An 18,304-nucleotide genomic window follows, 5' to 3' on the forward strand; every position below is an offset into this window, starting at 1 on the left:
TTATAAACCCTGCATTCCATGGAATGATGGGCACATTTACCCTCTTCAGCCCTGCATCCTTTACATTGGATTTCATCGGGTGAAAGATTAAAGACACCTGCTATTGTTTCGGCCATTCCTTGGTCAAACTGTGCCAAATAAAGATAACATTCGAAACACGGCAATCCACAGGGTGCGGTCATATAATCAAAATCTATTTCTTCATTTTTTCTTTTTTCTTTTGTTTCTTTTCCCATTTTTCTGACTTTCAGAAAAGTTTCCATGCTCATGATAAGCGCCTCCTTCAAAATGAAATGTTCGGCGGCTCTGCCAAGTCCGACTGTAAGCGAAATGTTATGCCTGGTCATTCATAACGAGTCCACATCCTAATGACTTTAACCACTTTTTCGTCATCAAGAACCTGATAGACTAACCGGTGCTGTATGTTAATTCGCCGGGAAAAGGCCCCGGATAAATCACCTAATAACTTTTCGAAAGGTGGGGGGTTCTGGCAAGGATTCTTAAGAAAGATTTCAATCAGATTTTCGGCTTTTGGGCGCAGCCCGGCAGCGGAAAGCTTTTTGGCGTCTTTTTGAGCATGTTTAGTGAAAACTACTTGCCACATTACCAGTCAAGTTCCTGAGTGCATTCCTCGATTGGCGTGGCTAACCCTCCCCGAATTGATTCCCGCATACCAGGAATATTTAGCAGGTACATGGTTTCCTGAATAGCGCGCCAGTCATCCTCGGAAATAAGTACAGCGCTGCCCCGCTTTCCCTTTATAATAATCGGTTCGTGAGAAGAGGCTGCTTCGTCAATAAGTCGATAAAGCTTTGATCTTGCTTCAGTAGCTGCTATTGTCGGCATGATTTACCTTTTGATTTAATGGAAGTTATTACACCTGAACAGTACGGCATGGCGTACGCTTTGTCAAGCTTTATCAAAGGAATTTAAGGGACATCGTATAATCCCCAATCACAAAAATACCCTTTTAAGGCCTTATATGACGCAACATTTAAATCATTAGTTCACAATATCAATATGTTCCTGTGGCCCGATTCCCAGGGACAAAATAAATTTATTGCAAAGTAATTAACCAACATATCAAGGAGTCCCATAAAGGCTATTTTAATTTCTTAGATTTGGTTGAGTGAGAACCACAGTCCAATCCCATATACTATATGCAGGAAAAGCTGTTCAACCCAGGCGAATCGGCCTCCTTTTCTTCCAAGAAATCCCTGTCCGGCTACAGGGAGTGCTGCAAATAGCATGGAAATCCAGAGAATTGTGACGTAAGGCCATAGAATCCATGTTGAATGAGAATCAAGTTTAAGAATATATGTCCCGCCCATGTAAATAACGCCAAAGGCAGAACTCGTCATGAGGTGTACGGGAATTCCAAAGAGATAAGTGTTTATTTTATCGGCACGTCTTTTAATAAAACGCGTCACAAATGACGCGTCAATAATGAAGATGGATGACTTGAAAATCCCAAACCGATAAAACGCTTCAGAAACTGCACCCATCAGGATGCCTCCAAAGAGACCTGATAGGATTCCTTGAAATAGTAACATGTTGTCCCTCTTATTCTTTACCCTTTCACCAAACAACCATTGCAACCATCGGCGTCGATCTCCGGCAAATTTTAGCAAAAATTCTTTACAAAAATACCCTTTTAAGGCTTTATATGACGCTATATTTAAATGATTTGTTCACAATATCAATATGTTCCTATGGCCAGACCCCCAAGGAACCAAACGCCTAAATTCAACCCCCCTTTTTCTCTATTCCGCAATTCTGCGGATGGTTTGCAGAAGGTTATGGGTAATTGGCTGCTTTTGAAGGTATTTGGGATTCAGCGATTTCATTTTTTGACTCCTTACTGTTCACCAAGGTCTTCGGCAATTTCACGGAACTGTTCGAGAGCGGCTTCGAGGTCTTCAACTATTTCTTGTGCGAGAATTCCGGGATCAGGCAGGTTTTCGGAATCTTCAAGGCTTTTATCCCTGAGCCAGACAATGTCGAGGCTGGCTTTGTCTCGATTTATAAGTTCTTCATAATCAAAGGCGCGCCACCGGCCGTCTGAACCGTTTTCAGTCCATGTTTCTTTGCGTTTGTTTCTGTTTTTCGGATTATAGCATTTTACGAATTCATCCAGGTCTTCTCGTTTTAAAGGATTTGTCTTGAGTGTAAAATGCACGTTGGTTCGCAAATCATATATCCAGAGTTTTTTTGTCCAGGGTTTTTCAGAAGCTGGCTTGCGGTCAAAAAAGAGGACGTTTGCTTTTACGCCCTGTGCATAGAACAGGCCTGTCGGCAAGCGGAGAAGTGTGTGTACCTCACATTCGTGAAGAAGTTTTCTTCGGATATTTTCTCCGGCCCCGCCTTCGAAAAGCACATTGTCTGGGACGACGATTGCAGCACGGCCATGTTGTTTAAGCAGAGTTTTTACATGCTGGACAAAGTTGAGCTGTTTGTTTGAAGTTGTGGACCAGAAATCCTCTCTTTCAATGATATCCTTTTCCTTGGAAATCTGGCCCTTACCATTAACAATTGTTGTGCTGCTCTTTTTGCCAAATGGTGGGTTAGTCATAACTACATAGAATCGATCGCCGGGGTCGGCAGCCAGAGAATCCGCTACCACAAGAGGCAATTCACTTCCGTTTGAGGTTATACCATGCAGCATGAGATTCATGGCGCAGAGTCGTGCAGTGTTTTGTACCAGCTCCCATCCCTTGAAGGTTTTCTCCTTGAGCTTCTTTTTTTCTTCCGTGGTCATGTTGGGATAGTGCTTTACGATATAATCATGCGCGGCCAAGAAGAATCCACCTGTGCCACACGCTGGATCGCATATGGTTTCGCCAGGCTTGGGCTGGATAACGTCAATAATTGCCCGAATGAGCGGACGGGGTGTAAAATATTGGCCTGCCCCTGTTTTTGTATCCTGAGCATTTTTTTCCAAAAGACCTTCATAAGCATCGCCCTTAACGTCGGCACTCATTATTGACCAGTTTTCTTTATCAATAAGATCAACAATCAACCGCCGCAGTTTTGCAGGGTCCTGAAATTTATTTTGTGATTTGTTAAAGATCAGTCCGAGCAGGCCTTTTCCTTTTCCCAGATTTTCCAGAACATGACGGTAATGATCAAACAGATCATCACCATCCTTTTTTATCAAACTCTGCCAGTCATAATTTTTCGGGACGATTTCCGGTGTCTGCCTGCCTGTCAGGCTCGGGTAAAGCTTTGTTCGCTCGTCTGCCATCTTGAGAAACAGCAGATATGTGAGCTGCTCAACGTAGTCGCCATACGACATTCCATCATCACGGAGGACGTTACAGTAGTTCCATAATTTTTGTACAATTGCAGAAGTATTCATTCGCTCATCTTATATATTTGTTTTGCTGAAACCATATTTTAACTCCCTTTTTTCAAAAGCTGTTTCTCCACCCTCTAATATCCTGCAGACTTCTTCACGAATACCTTTTTTTGTTTTTCTATCTGTATGTTCCAAAGATCCACTTCTATATGAAAGAACCTCATCAGTATTGTTCGCGACTATTACCTGTTCTGCATCAGCATTAACAACCAGATTTGCATTATGAGTTGCAATAATCACCTGTCGATATTTCTTAATTTCCTTAAATAATGGTACGAGGTCCTCCATTATAAATTCATTATCAAGGTCATCTTCTGGTTGATCAAAAACAAAAGGACTTCCAAACGGATCTGTTGCCAATTTCATACAAATGTAAAAAGTACCTCTCTGACCAACTGATAACTTTTCAGGTTTTTTCCCTTTATATTCAATAACGGCATTTATTGTTAAATATCTAATACGATAGCGGGATAAGTAAAGATACTCAAACATGTCAAATCCCACATCCTTAAGAAAAAAATCATCATTAAGAGCGAACTCATCAAGGTTTATTAATTTCCCTTCGTTATCAGATATAATTTTTTCATTACCAATTAATTTTAGAAATGATTCATATGAATCAACTTTAATCTTAGCTTTTATTCGATCTAATTGTGTATGAGTAGCTGTGCTTCTAAATTTCTGACCATTTAATAAACCAGAAAGTCCATCATAAAATTTTCCCACGTTAAAATTTATTTGAGCATATATCTGGATATCTTTAAGTAGATTTTTAACCAAACTCTTTTGTATCTGGCTCCAATTTTCAGGGCCCTCTTTCAAAGAAGTAAAAGCCCTATCAACATTCTTCTTTTGTTGTGTCAAATCTGAATTAATATTATCTTTGAATAAAACCCGATTATTAATACGCTTTTCTAATTCTTCAGTTTTTCTCTTTATTTCGTTTATTTTATCAACACTCTTATCAATAATACCTTGATATTGATTAACTTTCGTTAACAAACCGCTAATATCTTGATCAATCCCTTGGTTTTTAAACTCCTCAACAATATTTTTATTGTTTCCTTTGAGTTTATTGATCTCGTTTGTCAGTTTTTCTTGCGATTTCTGAATACTTGTTTCAAGTGGTGAAAAATCAATATTTGGCAGGCTGCTAACGAGTTGGCCTGATTCATTTATCTCTTTGATCAGACGTTCTATCTCCGCTTTATAATTTTCAGAAGTTGACTGTAATTCTTCTAACCGTTTAATTAATATTTCTTTATTATTAATACTGATACTGTTTTTCTTATAATCCTCGATAAGCTTTTTGTTTTTATCTGTTGTTATTGTTTTAATTAAAGATTTATTTTCTTTAATTCGCTTATTATTATATTCTTCACTATTAATTATATTTCCATCAGTGTCTGTGGTTATAAACCAAGATTTTATGCTTATTATTTTTTCGAGCAAATTCGACAAATCATATTCGTACTTGGGTACATCTTCTTCAATGCTTATCCTTAATAGGTTTTTAATGTGTTTACTCAACTGTTCCGGATTTTTAACAATCTGCTTTATTTCTCCCTGTCTGACATGTAAGTAAGACAGAGGTTCTTTGTCGGAAAAATTATAATGGATAATTTCGCCATCTGATTTTTCATAATCGACTTTAAAGTTAGTAGGATTTATATTAACAATATTATCATCAATATTCCGCTCTTCACCAGAGTGGAAAGTTTTATATAAACAATCAAGCAAAATACTTTTACCAGTTCCACGGCCACCAATAATAGAAACTAAATTTGGATTTAATGGAATGTCAGCACTATTAAATGTGATATTCTCATTATTGATAATCTTAGCATCTGCAATTATTCTGCTGAAAAAAGGTTTGGGGAAATCAATCTGTGGCGATAGATCTTGGATACATACCCTTTCAATTGGTTCAAAAAGAATCTGTTTGAAGCCTTCAAAAGTTGGATCCGCTTTAATCCAGGTGGTAGTATTAAGAAGATATTGATCGTGGGAATCAGAAAAGACAACTGACGATTTATTAAATTTCTCCAAATAAAACTTAGCTTCATTTTGATGATAACTATTCCAATTTGGGAACTCACAGATATCTACACATTCCTTCATCAACTTTTCTTTATATGGGCCAAGGGTATTTAACAGCTCTTTTTCATCAGCACTGTCAGCCGGATGAGCTATCTCTTGATCAAAGCCATGGTCCTTGTTTCCATTATGAACTATAATTAATCCACCTAACTTATGAGCTAATTGAGCTGTTTTTTCTAAATCTACGGCAATCTGAAACAATCCTTTATCATAGCTGCCATCACCTGAATTTTGAACATCACTTTTGGCGCAATCAATTTTTGATAGAAAAGAATTTATCAAAAAATCTTTATCAACCTTTTGTATATGACTTATCCTATGTTGGATATAGGGAGGGAAAACCACGAGAAAATGAACACCTCGTTCACCACTTGACGCTTTAAGCTCAACTCCTGGAAAAAAAGTAATAACATCTTTGATATTATCACCATTTTCAGTCTTTTCATTTTCCCAGACACTCCATATTTCATCAAGACCATCAACGTTAGAATGATCGGTGATTGCAATTACAGCAACATTCTTAGTGATTGCATTATTGAAAATATCTTTAATTTCGAGTTTTGCGCGGTTCTCTCTTGAATAAATTGAGTGTATATGTAAATCCCATTTTCTCCATTCTGAACCTTTTGGATATTTGGATAGCATCTTTCACCTTTCAATAATTAAAGTTGCCCTGAAAAAGCTTTTTTAAGGATTGATTGTCTTAGTCGTTGGCAACGAGCACTACCTTCAGTTGTGCTTAATGTGGCGCTATCTGCAATAGACCACAAACGTTGAACTTCTGATTCGATTTGTATCTGGAGTTCAACACTTGGTAACGGAATCCTCAGAGCTTTAAATCTCTTTTGTGTGAGATTAACACCACTATCCGAAATTCCAGTCTTAAGTTCATTGATTGATTCCTTAATTTGAGGAGCGTTAAGTACCAGTTCCAAATAGCCAGGTAGTGCAACTTCATGATTGCATCGAAGTCTGTAGACCTTATCACACAGTATGAGCTTTGACCTTGTGGACCTGACAAGACAGCAGACACCGACTCTTTTTCTTGGCCCGGCTCGTGTAACAAGTAAGTCATTTTTTTGCAATTCGAGATGCCGTCTTGGTTCAATCGATTCAGGTAGACGTTTGTTTTCCCACTCTATGTACTGTAGAGCCTGAACTGCACTCGTTTTGATCACACCCCACTCTGGTCCATTCGCTTGCAGCCTGTCACACTTAGGACTCCAACCTTGGTCCAGGGTAACGAGAGCTGATTCAATTGGTTGCCAATTTTCAACGAAAAAGCTTGTATTTTCAGTGATAGTATTGATAAGTGTTCCTTCAACAGCGGCTTTGAGGACAGAGGCTTTGTATCGCTTTAGGTTGGCTTTTACGCGCTTGAGGTTTTCAACAGCTTCATCCAGGCGGGAAAATTGCTTTTCGATCTCTGCTACAATGAGTTTTTGTTCATAATGAGGGGCTAATGGAATTATTAGATCTATTACATTGTTAATTGTAACTTGAGGTTGTGCAGATCCGGTTACTATTTTTGATTTATCAGCAGATTGTAGTGCATAAAACAAATATTTTTTTATATCTTTAATTTCAGATGGTGTTTCTAATACAAGGGAATTATTTGTAATATAGCATTTTGCAGGTGACCAGTTGATTTTACCACTATATGCGCCCCTACAAGATATTAAAACCTGTTCTTCTTCATATAGATAATCTGTATAAAAACCTATTATTCCATTTGCACCAAAAACAGGGTATCCTCTTTCTGTGAGCTTCTTTGTTGGTAAACCTTTACCGTATTTAATATTTACTATTTTTCCCAGGTTAACTGTGGTCCAACCGGAAGGAAGCTTATTTTTATTTGCTATGCCCATTGTTTCAATCTACGCCGCCAACGCCTCCTGCCTGCAAACTCTCGTTTGCGCAGATAAACATTCAATTCACCCGCCTGCGCTATGCGCGCGGACAAGTCCAGAATATCGTTCAACATGCTCTTCATGGTGTTTTCTTCTTCCCGGTTTTCTTACCATAGGCACGTTGTTTTTCTTTTACTGTAAAACCAATCTTTTTTTTCGGTTTGTATTCAACTGCCAAAAGCTGATCCAGTGTTTCGAAAACAACTCGAAAACGATCTTCTGTAAGCTGCTTTAATTCCGACAATTCTTTTCTCAAATCTTTATTATCTAAAAGTGCCTGCCGTAGTTTTGTAAATGTCCGCATTATCAGGATATTAACAGCAATAGCCCGGTCACTATTCAAAACACCGGATAGCATGGCAACACCTTGCTCAGTAAACACGTAAGGCATTTTCCTGACACCGCCTCGCCCTGTTTTTTTTGATGTCACAAATTGTGATATCAAAGATTCATATTCATCTTTTGAGAGTTGGAACATAAAATCATCAGGAAATCTTTTTTTGTGTCTCTTTACAGCTTGATTTAGCACTCTTGTTTCAACCCCATATAAATCTGCAAGATCCGTGTCCAGCATTACTTTCACCTGCCGAATCACATAAATTTTACTTGCAATTCTTTCTACCGACACAATGTCATTCATTATTAATCCATTTCACATTAAAAAGGTTTTGCCCTATTCCCTTCCTGCAAAGCGCAGGTAAATATTATGCCACAAGCCTTTCATTTAAATCATCTAAGATGATATTTAATTCTTCACCGAATAATTGATAAACCTTTCCAATACCACCTGCCTGCGAAAAAGGCGCATATTCAAAATCATCTGTTTCAATGCTTAAGTTTCCTGCAATATGATCACGGATCATCTCAAGCCAGCGAATCTGTTCTTCCGTGAACTTTTTACCCTGCTGTGCCAACCATGCATTGAAATTTGTATCAACCTTTTCCGGAAACGGCACAAGCTCGTTTTCCTGATCAAGCGCATACCGCACAAGAGACACCAAATCCGTTAAAATATGCGGGCCGCTTGCACCACGAACCTTTGACTTTTCAAGAGCAGCATAGGCCATCCAGAGATTATTTTCAGTCCAAAGATGAGGCGGCTTTTTTATGGTATCTGCAAGCTCTTTTATATTTTCAAACCGTAAACGCGCCTTGTACGGCCTGGAGTAAAGAATCTGCAGGGCTGTGATTTCATCCTTATTTTTCTCAATAAACTTCTTAAAGGACTCGATCATGCCTTTTGCTTTTTCCATGGCCTCTGCGCTGAAGCCTGCTTCTATAACCTTATCAGGACTGACATTATCAATGATCTGCTCGTTCTTTTTCTTAATCTCTATCAATAGATTCCGAAGCTCTGGATTATGCAGGGGCTTGACCGCGTTTTTTATCAGGCTTGTTGCAGCTTCCTGAATTTCTTCTTCGGAAGGCTGTGCCGTGCTGCCTGCCTCGCCCAGCTCGGTGCAGGCAAGTTCAACCTGTTTGTCAGGATTAATGGCATTTACAAGATCATACGTAAGCTCACCCAGGCTTTTGCCATCTGCAAGCTCAATTATCTTTGAACTGTCTTCTTTTGTAAGGTTTTTGTTTAAACGCGCAATGCGGACAGCAATTGAGGAAATAACATCCGGTTCTGTGTTTCCAAGACTTACAGCTTGGAGAAGCTTTTCAAAAGAGACCGATTTTTTCCGGTCCATGGGCCTTGAGTCGGTCTTATCCCGCTCGCAGACACCAACAGCATCCACAATGACATAGTGATCCTTGGTTTTTGCATCAGATGTTACAGATTGCAGGTCATCATCATTTATAACACGTACGCCCCGACCCTTCATCTGCTCAAAATATCCGAGGGATTTTACGCTGCGCATGAACATTACAACTTCAAGAGGCTTGATGTCAGTGCCGGTTGCGATCATATCCACGGTGACCGCTATTCGCGGAAAGTAGAAGTTGCGAAATTCGGCGATGAGTTCATCCGTCTTTTTGCCGGTTGTCTTGTAGGTAATTTTCTGGGCAAAGTCATTGCCCTTTGCAAATTCCTCGCGCACAATCTTGACAATGTCTTCAGCGTGGCTGTCATCTTTTGCAAAAATTACGGTCTTTGGAACCTCGGTCCGGCCGGGAAAAATATCTGTAAACAGCTTGTCACGAAAAGTACGGATAACAGTGCGGATCTGATCCTTAGCAACCACATCGCGGTCCAGTTGATTGGGGGTGTATTCGAGGTCTTCGTCCAGCCGCTCCCAGCGCACAGATCGGGTTTCACGGTCCCGTTTGTCTACATAATAACCAGCTTCGACAATAGAACCACCTTCTGTAATTTCGGTCTTGATGCGGTACACGTCGTAATTCACGTTCACGCCGTCGGCCACAGCCTCCTCATGCCCATATTCCATGACAAGATTCTGATTGAAAAAACCAAAAGTCTGTTTGCTGGGTGTGGCGGTAAGGCCTATAAGATATGAATCAAAATATTCCAGCACCTGGCGCCAAAGATTGTAAATGGAACGGTGACACTCGTCTGTAATTATAAAGTCAAAGGTCTCAATAGGGATGGCCGGATTATATTCTATGGGCGGCACCTCACCATAGACTTTTTCCAAGCCCTGAACAGATTTTTCCTCATCCTCCTCAGCAAGATCCTCACCCTTAAGCATTGAATAAAGACGCTGGATAGTGCAGATGCAGACTCGTGCAGTGAAATCCAGATTTTTTGAAGTAAGGCGTTGAACAATGAATTCTTCGCTGAATTTATAGTTGTTATAGGGAGAAACATACTGCTGGAATTCCTTAAGGGTCTGTCTGCCCAGATTGCCGCGGTCAACAAGAAACAAAATCCGGCGTGCCTTTGCAAACTTTATAAGCCTGTAAATAAAGCTGATGGCAGTAAATGTCTTGCCTGATCCTGTGGCCATCTGTATAAGAGCGCGTGGACGGTTTTCTGAAAAAGATTTTTCCAGTTTTTTTATAGCCCTGATCTGGGCAGACCAGAGGCCTTCTTCAATGAGCGTAGGCATCTGTTTCAGGCGCAGATTCAGGGTGGAAGGCTTGCCAAAAGGGGACTGTGTTTCAAGCATATTCCCTTTAACTAAAGGCGGGTCTTCATTTATCCAATCTGCCAATGTTTCAGGGCGATGGAAAGAAAAGACATTCCGGGAACGAGGGTCAGGTTCAAGGTCATTTGTAAAACGGGTCTCCACACCTGTGGATTCATAACAGAAAGGGAGTGGCCGATACCAGGCGGGAAGCTGCTCGGGCAGGCCGGTTTTGTATTTGTCGGACTGGATTTCAACGCCTGTAAGGGTAGTTCCGACTTTTTTTGCCTCAACAACCCCTGATGCCTTGCCATTTACATAAAGGAGATAATCTGCAAAGCCATGCCCCTGATTTAACGGGAACTCCCTGATGGCCACCCCTTTTTTTGCATGTATATTGACGCCTGCGAGATCCTGGACATCCCAGCCGGACAAGTCCAACATTTTGTCGATGGTTTCCCTGGCTTTTTGTTCAGGTGTTTTGGTCATAATACCCTTTTGTGCTACATGCTATATATATAAATAATTATACCCGTTATTAGCTTTAAAAGCAAATACTGAGCGTACTTACGCTCTTCAGTTTATAAGTTTATATCGTCAAGAATAGAACAGCCAAATCCTTTTTTTAGTTCATGGTTTCAAGCTTCCCAGCCAAGCAGAGGGGAGCTTCGACCGTAAGGAAGTTTGCTGTTTTTGTATTCGCTCGCTATTGCGGTTCAGGTCCAAGCCTGTAAAGCAAAAAGCCCCATCCTTCATATTGCTGAAGAAATGGGGCTTTATTTTTTTGTAATCCAATGATTGGTCACCCGATCCTCCTGTTTGAGGTTCAAAAAACAGACCGAAATTAATCTTTGGCAAGATATATTAAGCGAACATACAAGTCAATTTAATTTGTTATCTTTTCGATAAGTTATCCCCCTATCCCTTGTCTTTTTTGCCATAAGTAGCCTGATCGTGGGATGGGGGTCGGGCCACGCTATACATCTGATATTTATGGGTTAACCTCCCAAGGAACCAAACGCCGAAATTCAATCCTGTCCCCCTTTTTCTCCCTGTTGATTATCTCTCTTGAATCTCAATAATTATCCCTTGCTGTAGTAATTTCGCCACAAATAATCGGCAAAAAGCTCCACATGGACTTCATGTTTTCAGCTCTATACTATTAACCCAAAAAGATCGATACTCTAGACAGAGAACGATCTGCCTTTAACCATCTGTAATATTAAAATGGTGAACAAAATGGAGAGAATGTTTTTAGGGTTGATCGCCCTCATGTTTTTGGGAAGCGGGCTTGCTTTTGCAGGGCCTTACGGGAATTCCGCTCATGGGGATAGCGCAACCTTCGGCGTGCTTCGAACCGGAACGAATCAATATGCTCGGGGCAACTGCGCCCACTGCCACGAACAGCATGCAAGTATTGCAGGGGCTGAGCCGTCTCCAAGCACCGGTGACGCCGCAGGGCCTGATAGGTTTTGTCTCCTGGCGCAAAATTTTAACACTTCAGCATTAGCAGGGTCTTATGCCCAGGATGATAATGCGTGCTTTTACTGCCATATAGATACCGGTTATCTGCAAAACGAAGTAATTCTAAACTACGATTACAGCGCTACCTTTGGTAACGCTTCAATTGTTGAAGATTCTATTTTCGAGCTCTTTAACAAATTGTCTTCTCACGATCTGAACAATGTGCTTACTTTTGCGAAGGCTAACTGGAGTTCCACATTTAAAACAGGCTCCAACCCTTGCAGCGCATGCCACAATGTTCATAAAGCCAAACAGAATAAAGCAAACCCCGGCGATCCGACATATACGGCCATATCCAAGCCCTCTGCTCATGACGAGCTTTGGGGTGATAGTGCTGGTGAGAAGTTGAGCGATTATACAAGTTATTATCGGCCGCCCTATTCTAAAAGCACAGCACCTGTTAAGTACGAACCCGACATGACCGCAAGTGAACCCGCGGAAGGATGGGGTTCCAATATGCCGGATTATATCACCTTCTGCCAGGACTGCCATTCCTCGAGCATGACCGGGTCACCATATAGTCTTCCTAATACACCCATTGATTGGAGTTCAATAGGAGGCGAAGCAGGCGGCGATAAGCATGGCACAAATGTTGCCACCGCCTCAAGCGCGGCGGCAATGAATCTGCTTGAGCCGTATGCTACAGCGTGGGATGCCAGCGGGCTTGTTCTTTCCTGCACCGACTGTCATGAGCCGCACGGGTCAAAGAATCTGTACTTGGTAAGAAGAAGGATAAACGGCGGTGTATTAGGAGACTTATATGACGATGCAACCTCGCAAGAGATGAGAATTGTTTGTTATCGCTGTCATAACATCAGCGGGGCAGGTATGAACTATACGATACACCACCAGGATGCCGACGCGCCGTATAAAAACGCTATGGGGTGCGGCGCGGGAGGAGGATGTCATTCGGCTGGAAATGGAGCCCCCATAGATTGCAACACTTGTCACTATCACGGTGGGCAAGTCAGCAATTGTACGCAGGCTCCAGCCACCAGGCGAACGTTTTGAAGCTGGGTGAGGGCGCCACGATACACTTTCGAAATCCAAATTCCGACTCCAGCCACTGACAGTGTTCCAAACTATCTGACCTGCAATCGGCATATAGCCCTATAATCGCCCAGAATCATACAGATCTACAACACTGGAGTATTTACGGGACATCCTCTTCAGTTTATAAGTTTGTATCGTCAATGTGTTGGGATTGGAACGTTCTGTACAGACACCAGCATTACATTGTGTGCCGGTTACTCCTTTGGAATATCGATCTTTCTTTTTTCAGGGTTTTTTTGCTGACGATAAAATATTGCAATATGACCAATCATTTTCACCAACTCGGAAGCGGTTTCTTTTTCAATGACGCCGGCTATTTTTTCCTTCTGGCTTTTTTCCTTGAAATCAATAAATTTTACCTTAATAAGCTCATGCTTTTTTAATGACTCATCAACAGCTTCTGTTAGAGCAGGCGAAATTCCCTTCTGCCCGACAAAAACCAGTGGTTTCATGCCGTGGGCAAGACCTTTCAAATATTTCTTCTGATACCCTTTCAGTTTTTCCACCCATACCTCCGTTTGAAAATTGTTTTGAGTATTTATGGGATACTCCTCAGTTTATAAGAACGTTGTTGTTTCAGTTCCAAGCCGGTAAAGCAAAACGCCCCATCCTTCATGTGTCTGAAGAAACGGGGCTTTATTTTTTTGTAATCCAATGATTGGTCATCTGATCCTCCTGTTTGAGGTTCAAAAAACAGACCGAAATTAATCTTTGGCAAGATATATTAAGCGAATATACAAGTCAATTTAATTTGTTATCTTTTCGATAAGTTATCACTCTATCCCTTGAAGGTTTTGCCACAAGTTGCGTTTTTACGCAAAGCAGCTAATTGCAAAGCCACGTCCCAGGCATCACCGGCCTTTTGGTAGCGCCCGGCAAAATCAGGATCTTTCAACTGCTTTTCAAGGTATCGGTCAAAATTGGTTTTTTGTTTCATGCCGGATTTAACAGACAAGGGTTCGCCCCGCTTGCGGCGGGGCGAACATCGGAAATGAGCGGCGAAAACCGGAGTTTGCGTCTGCTTGATTGAGGTTGTGTGTTTAAATATTTTTATTTTCAAAAAATTTAAACAAAACTAAAATTGCGGCAATAAAAATAATAATAACAACCCAATGGTTTATTTTTAATATATCCGGCAGAGTGATTTTGCCGAAATTACCCCAAGCCAAAACATTGCTTTTTAGTGCCGGGTATACTTCAGCATACAAACCAGCTCCAACCAACATTCCCAATATAGCCCACAACGCATGTATGCGTCCTTCACCTAAAGCTCCTAATGATGTTCCAGGGCAATATCCGGCAATAGCCCAGCCAATACCAAAAAGCAATCCACCTATAATTTGAGCAGCTACGTTGGTTTCTTTAATGCTTAATGAGATCACGCCAAGGTCTTTAAAAAGGTATATACCTGTTACGCCGACTATAATCGCTGAAAACATAAATTTAATGATAGTCATATCTTTAAGCAGCAAAAAACCGACTTGTCGTTCAAACCGTATTACCTGCGCTTTTTGTAAAAGGAAACCAAAGAGGATGCCTGTGATAATACCTAATAGAAGTTCCATAATTAATTCCCTCCTTTATATAATAATTTAGCGGTAATTATGCCGCCGATAACAAAGCATATCATGGCAATAAACCCACTTGCGGCGAGTTGCATAATGCTGCTTAATCCATGGCCACTGGGACATCCACCGGCAAGACGTGCGCCGAACAAAAGGATAATTCCTCCGATAAAAGCGCCTGCTCCGCGAACAACAGGGCTGTTACCAAATCGTTCTTCCCATATCTTGGGAACAAATTCTTTTTTATAACTTTTTCCAAGAAGAGATGATAATAATGCCCCTATAAAAATTCCCAACACCACCATCATCTGCCAATCCACTTTTATTTTTTCAGACTGGAAGTACTCGTTATTATCAACATGGTTTTTTGCAACCTGTTGTTCAATAAGTCCGGTCACACGAACAAAGGTAGTTGAAGCACCAAGATACTTGGGTTTTGATAATACTTTCGTAGAGACAACAACGGACAAAACGGCCAGTACGCCTACTAAAGCTCCTGCTAAATAAGGGCTCCAGATGCTTTTGGTTAAATAATTTTTCATTTTGCCTCCTTTCTTAAAGTTTTAAATTTATACATAAGAACTGAGTTAAGCTGAGGCGGCTTTTTGCCGTACATATAAGCATCTCCCATGAGAGCATATATGATTCAGCGGTCGAATTTTAACACCATGGGTTTTGTCGCTTTTGAGTGATCTGCTCCTGAATCATCAAATACAGCCATGGCGAAACTATATCTTTTCAATGGATTGAAGACCACATCGTCTGCATGCCCGGTGTTTAGTTTTCGGTATAGCATGACGGTCCAGTATCCTTTGTTCCATCTGCTTTGGGCTTTAACGTCAAACCTTGACCCGCCGGGTTTTACCGGTAACCTGAAAGGGATTATATCACCCGGGTTAAAGGTTGAATAATCTGAAATTTTTACAGCCTCCTCAAACAAGAGAAAACCGGGTACAGTCGGTTTTTGGGCGGGATCCTGCATATAGCCCGGCATTGATCCATCTTTGGTTTGGTTTTTGATATCTCCTCCCATTCCGGCATCATTTCTTCTGCCGGTCTCCCTGTATGATCCTGTTGGATTGCCCGCAACCGTCAGCCATGTATCGTCTGCGTGGTTATAGGGGGCCGATCGTGCGGCCTTCCAGTGCCATAAATCCCCCTTTTCCCTGGAGGTTCTGGTTTCCAGTTTCCACTTTTCCCTCGATAAATCCGCCGGGCTGTGACAGGTAACTGCGCAACCACGTGATGCAAATTTATCGATTCTGGTGATTTCAAAAAGGAGCGCAATCCGATCTTCATTCCCGGTCAAATGATGCCATTTGCGTCCGTCAAATTTCCAGGATTGCTTCACAACGCTCCGGGTCGAATCCTTCCATCTTAATCTCAGGTATAAGGAATCATCCGTATAAATGCCCTGGGTAAACACGACACCTTTTGATTGGGTCAAATTTTCACGTCCCTGCACAGGCACCTGAAAAGGCGTTATGTTTTGCCAGACAGGGTCATCCAGGTTTTCAGGTGCCCTATGAGCATGTTTTGTGGTTACGACAAGGATCTCTTCTGCATTTGAAATGCCACCGGCTGCAAGGGATACGGAAAGGAGCAACATGAAAATAATGGGCAGATATCTTTGATTTATAAAAGGCATGATACACCTCAATGCTTATTAAGGTCTCAATATGTGTTAATGCGCTGGTCCAGCAAAATGCTCCACATATCCCATGACGGAAAGGCCTGCAATGGCCATAGTTATGACGGCTGCTGCCAGCATGAACTTCCATCGGCCGAACGGATGTCGCTCCGGAGACCGGTCTATCACCGGCAAGGCGAGCAACAATCCGATCAGTCCGCCGGGTATAATCATTGATCCAACTATAGTATAATTTCCTTTGAAAATGGTGACCAGTTGATTCAAAAACAGAACCCACCACTCAGGCCTGGGCACATAGAATGAATCCGTAGGATCAGCCGGATCGCCCAGAGGGGCTGTCCAATACCATCCGATAAGCCCGATAATGACGGAAACAATCAAAAACAAAACCAGCCACCGGTTTAAGATGTTCGGGAAAAAGCTGGTTTTTGCTCTCTGATCCGTGCTCTGGGTCAAAGGCCCGGTAATTCCACGATGATAAATGAAATGAAAATGGACAGCTACGAGAAAAATAAGCAGCCCCGGCAACAGCAGGATGTGGAGAATGTAAAATCGTGTCAGGGCGACGACACCGGTCAGTGATCCCCCTTGTAATAGTCTCACCAACAGATCTCCGATAAACGGCATAGATGAAATGATGCTTAAACGGACCTGAGTTGACCAATAACCCTTCTGATCCCATGGAAGCAAATCTCCGGTAATAATAAAAAGAGGAACAAAAAGCATTACCACTACACCGGAAATCCAAACCATTTGTCTCGGTGCTTTGTAGGCACCGAGTATAAAAGCACGGAGCAGATGAATCCCAAGAACAATAAGCAAGAGGTTCCATGCATAATAGTGAACCCCTTTGACAATGCGTCCAAAAGGAACACTGAACAGAGCAAAGTCGACACTGTCATAGGCTGCACCGGGAACCGGTGAATAGTAGAAGGCCATGACAATACCGGATAAAAACAGCAATACGATTAAAACGACAAGCAAAGCACCGCAGAAACGGGTCCGGTTCAATGCGTCATCAGGGACTTTCAATGACCGAAGGCTGTCCATAACCGCCTCCAGTGCGAGAAGTTTAATCAGCATTAAATCACCCTATTTTTTAAAGCTGAGTGTGATGACTTCGGAATCATAAGAATTTTCGTCACCGGAATCATCAAAAAGAGCCATGGTAAAATTGTATTTCTTTCTTGGATTAAAGACCGCATCATCCTCATTGCCGGTGTCGAGCTTTCTGTAGAGCATGACTGTCCAGCTGCCGTCCGCATGCCGGCTGACCGCCTTGATGTCACCGCGTGAACCCTCCGGCGTTTCAGGCATTTGGTAGGTCAAAACATCACCTGCCTTGAAATCGGAATAATTTGTGATTTCAACTGCATGGGAAGCAAGCAGGATACCGTGTTTGGCAAGTGTTTTTCCAGGGGCAAGCATGAATTTGGGCCTGGATTTGTCCTCGGTCATATTTTTCCGGTCCCCGCCTTTTCCATTATCGTTTTTACGACCGCCTTTTTCCGCGCTTATTTGGGTCAACCATGTGTCATCGGCAAATCCCTCAGGATCGGAACGGGCGGCTTTCCAATGCCACAAATCGCCCATTTCAGCCGCGGTTGATGTGCCGAATTTGCCGTCTTTGGCATTGGATGCACCCTGGGGAACATGGCATAGAATCGCACACCCTTTAGTGGCATAATTGTTGATCCGGTTGATTTCAAACAGCAGGGCAATGCGATCCTCATTGCCTTTCCGGTGACTCCATTTTGATCCATCATACTCCCAGGCGTCTTTTGTTACGCTCAATGTTGGATCTTTCCACTTGAAAAGAAAATAGATACTGTCATCGGTATAAACGGCTTTAGTAGTGACGCTCGCTTTTTTGCCTGCAAATTGTTCCTTGCCTTCAAAAGGAACAATTTGCCCTTTAGCCTTTCCCCATACCGCGTCGTCCGATCCTAAGGGAGCGGACTTTGCACGAACGGCAGTTAGGGTTTGCCTGGAAGCCCCCATTGCTTCCCCTGTGGTAAACTGCAGGCTACCTACAATCAGGGCCACGCATAAACTGAAATTGATGAATAATTTTTTACACATGATTTATGTCCTCCTTTTTGTATGGTAAA

General features: G+C 41.9%; 17 protein-coding genes. 1 reads left to right on the forward strand and 16 read right to left on the reverse strand.

Annotated elements, in window-relative coordinates; genetic code table 11:
• The 9 genes from VMW78_08460 to VMW78_08500 all read right to left on the reverse strand — a co-directional run.
• Window positions 1–347 (reverse strand): DUF3795 domain-containing protein (locus tag VMW78_08460; protein HUV51034.1); only part of this gene is annotated, 347 nt, incomplete at its 3' end.
• A complete protein-coding gene (locus tag VMW78_08465) occupies window positions 344–604 on the reverse strand; it encodes a Txe/YoeB family addiction module toxin (protein ID HUV51035.1) in 261 nt (86 codons plus the stop codon). The genes VMW78_08465 and VMW78_08460, both read right to left, overlap by 4 nt.
• On the reverse strand, window positions 604–846 hold the full coding sequence (locus tag VMW78_08470) for a type II toxin-antitoxin system Phd/YefM family antitoxin (GenBank protein ID HUV51036.1): 243 nt from the start codon (window positions 844–846) through the stop codon (window positions 604–606). Before VMW78_08470 ends, VMW78_08465 begins: the two co-directional genes overlap by 1 nt.
• A gap of 269 nt (window positions 847–1,115) precedes the next feature.
• Window positions 1,116–1,505 (reverse strand): hypothetical protein, encoded by a 390-nt coding sequence (locus VMW78_08475; protein ID HUV51037.1) that lies wholly within the window; start codon window positions 1,503–1,505, stop codon window positions 1,116–1,118.
• Window positions 1,506–1,858: 353 nt separating this feature from the next.
• Window positions 1,859–3,358 (reverse strand): class I SAM-dependent DNA methyltransferase, encoded by a 1,500-nt coding sequence (locus tag VMW78_08480; GenBank protein ID HUV51038.1) that lies wholly within the window; start codon window positions 3,356–3,358, stop codon window positions 1,859–1,861.
• A gap of 9 nt (window positions 3,359–3,367) precedes the next feature.
• A complete protein-coding gene (locus tag VMW78_08485) occupies window positions 3,368–6,103 on the reverse strand; it encodes a PHP domain-containing protein (protein ID HUV51039.1) in 2,736 nt (911 codons plus the stop codon).
• Window positions 6,104–6,120: 17 nt separating this feature from the next.
• Entirely contained in the window at window positions 6,121–7,326 is a 1,206-nt protein-coding gene (locus VMW78_08490) for a restriction endonuclease subunit S (protein HUV51040.1), read from the reverse strand.
• Window positions 7,327–7,447: 121 nt separating this feature from the next.
• Window positions 7,448–8,008: an ORF6N domain-containing protein gene (locus VMW78_08495; protein ID HUV51041.1), complete on the reverse strand. Its 561-nt coding sequence runs from the start codon at window positions 8,006–8,008 to the stop codon at window positions 7,448–7,450.
• A gap of 64 nt (window positions 8,009–8,072) precedes the next feature.
• Window positions 8,073–10,889: a type I restriction-modification enzyme R subunit C-terminal domain-containing protein gene (locus VMW78_08500; GenBank protein HUV51042.1), complete on the reverse strand. Its 2,817-nt coding sequence runs from the start codon at window positions 10,887–10,889 to the stop codon at window positions 8,073–8,075.
• Window positions 10,890–11,639: 750 nt separating this feature from the next.
• On the opposite strand from VMW78_08500, the gene VMW78_08505 reads away from it, so the two are divergent.
• Complete coding sequence (locus VMW78_08505; protein ID HUV51043.1) at window positions 11,640–12,935, forward strand: cytochrome c3 family protein; 1,296 nt, start codon at window positions 11,640–11,642, stop codon at window positions 12,933–12,935.
• Window positions 12,936–13,171: 236 nt separating this feature from the next.
• On the opposite strand, the gene VMW78_08510 is transcribed toward VMW78_08505, so the two are convergent.
• From VMW78_08510 to VMW78_08540, 7 genes are all read right to left on the reverse strand, one after another.
• Window positions 13,172–13,483 carry a YhbY family RNA-binding protein gene (locus VMW78_08510; GenBank protein HUV51044.1) on the reverse strand — a complete coding sequence of 104 codons (312 nt, stop codon included), beginning with the start codon at window positions 13,481–13,483 and terminating at the stop codon, window positions 13,172–13,174.
• Between the two features lie 272 nt (window positions 13,484–13,755).
• The gene (locus tag VMW78_08515; GenBank protein HUV51045.1) at window positions 13,756–13,932 is read right to left on the reverse strand and encodes a hypothetical protein; all 177 of its coding nucleotides are present in this window, start codon (window positions 13,930–13,932) and stop codon (window positions 13,756–13,758) included.
• 85 nt (window positions 13,933–14,017) lie between these two features.
• Window positions 14,018–14,542, reverse strand: a complete 525-nt coding sequence (locus VMW78_08520) for a DUF6691 family protein (protein HUV51046.1) — start codon at window positions 14,540–14,542, stop codon at window positions 14,018–14,020.
• Window positions 14,543–14,544: 2 nt separating this feature from the next.
• A complete protein-coding gene (locus tag VMW78_08525; GenBank protein ID HUV51047.1) occupies window positions 14,545–15,084 on the reverse strand; it encodes a YeeE/YedE thiosulfate transporter family protein in 540 nt (179 codons plus the stop codon).
• A 104-nt stretch (window positions 15,085–15,188) separates the two neighbouring features.
• Window positions 15,189–16,190, reverse strand: coding sequence for an ethylbenzene dehydrogenase-related protein (locus VMW78_08530; GenBank protein HUV51048.1), 1,002 nt, complete (start codon window positions 16,188–16,190; stop codon window positions 15,189–15,191).
• Window positions 16,191–16,226: 36 nt separating this feature from the next.
• Window positions 16,227–17,276 carry a cytochrome b N-terminal domain-containing protein gene (locus tag VMW78_08535; protein ID HUV51049.1) on the reverse strand — a complete coding sequence of 350 codons (1,050 nt, stop codon included), beginning with the start codon at window positions 17,274–17,276 and terminating at the stop codon, window positions 16,227–16,229.
• 9 nt (window positions 17,277–17,285) lie between these two features.
• Window positions 17,286–18,275 carry an ethylbenzene dehydrogenase-related protein gene (locus VMW78_08540; protein HUV51050.1) on the reverse strand — a complete coding sequence of 330 codons (990 nt, stop codon included), beginning with the start codon at window positions 18,273–18,275 and terminating at the stop codon, window positions 17,286–17,288.
• Window positions 18,276–18,304: the final 29 nt, after the last annotated feature.

The organism is Anaerolineae bacterium (assembly GCA_035529315.1).
GTDB lineage: Bacteria > Desulfobacterota > Desulfobacteria > Desulfobacterales > ETH-SRB1 > Desulfaltia.

Bases quoted from the DNA above. Each gene is read 5' to 3' on its own strand.
- VMW78_08465 (HUV51035.1), bottom strand. From the start codon at position 604: ATGTGGCAAGTAGTTTTCACTAAACATGCTCAAAAAGACGCCAAAAAG.
- VMW78_08470 (HUV51036.1), bottom strand. From the start codon at position 846: ATGCCGACAATAGCAGCTACTGAAGCAAGATCAAAGCTTTATCGACTT.
- VMW78_08475 (HUV51037.1), bottom strand. From the start codon at position 1,505: ATGGGTGCAGTTTCTGAAGCGTTTTATCGGTTTGGGATTTTCAAGTCA.
- VMW78_08480 (HUV51038.1), bottom strand. From the start codon at position 3,358: ATGAATACTTCTGCAATTGTACAAAAATTATGGAACTACTGTAACGTC.
- VMW78_08485 (HUV51039.1), bottom strand. From the start codon at position 6,103: ATGCTATCCAAATATCCAAAAGGTTCAGAATGGAGAAAATGGGATTTA.
- VMW78_08490 (HUV51040.1), bottom strand. From the start codon at position 7,326: ATGGGCATAGCAAATAAAAATAAGCTTCCTTCCGGTTGGACCACAGTT.
- VMW78_08495 (HUV51041.1), bottom strand. From the start codon at position 8,008: ATGAATGACATTGTGTCGGTAGAAAGAATTGCAAGTAAAATTTATGTG.
- VMW78_08500 (HUV51042.1), bottom strand. From the start codon at position 10,889: ATGACCAAAACACCTGAACAAAAAGCCAGGGAAACCATCGACAAAATG.
- VMW78_08505 (HUV51043.1), top strand. From the start codon at position 11,640: ATGGAGAGAATGTTTTTAGGGTTGATCGCCCTCATGTTTTTGGGAAGC.
- VMW78_08520 (HUV51046.1), bottom strand. From the start codon at position 14,542: ATGGAACTTCTATTAGGTATTATCACAGGCATCCTCTTTGGTTTCCTT.
- VMW78_08525 (HUV51047.1), bottom strand. From the start codon at position 15,084: ATGAAAAATTATTTAACCAAAAGCATCTGGAGCCCTTATTTAGCAGGA.
- VMW78_08530 (HUV51048.1), bottom strand. From the start codon at position 16,190: ATGCCTTTTATAAATCAAAGATATCTGCCCATTATTTTCATGTTGCTC.
- VMW78_08535 (HUV51049.1), bottom strand. From the start codon at position 17,276: ATGCTGATTAAACTTCTCGCACTGGAGGCGGTTATGGACAGCCTTCGG.
- VMW78_08540 (HUV51050.1), bottom strand. From the start codon at position 18,275: ATGTGTAAAAAATTATTCATCAATTTCAGTTTATGCGTGGCCCTGATT.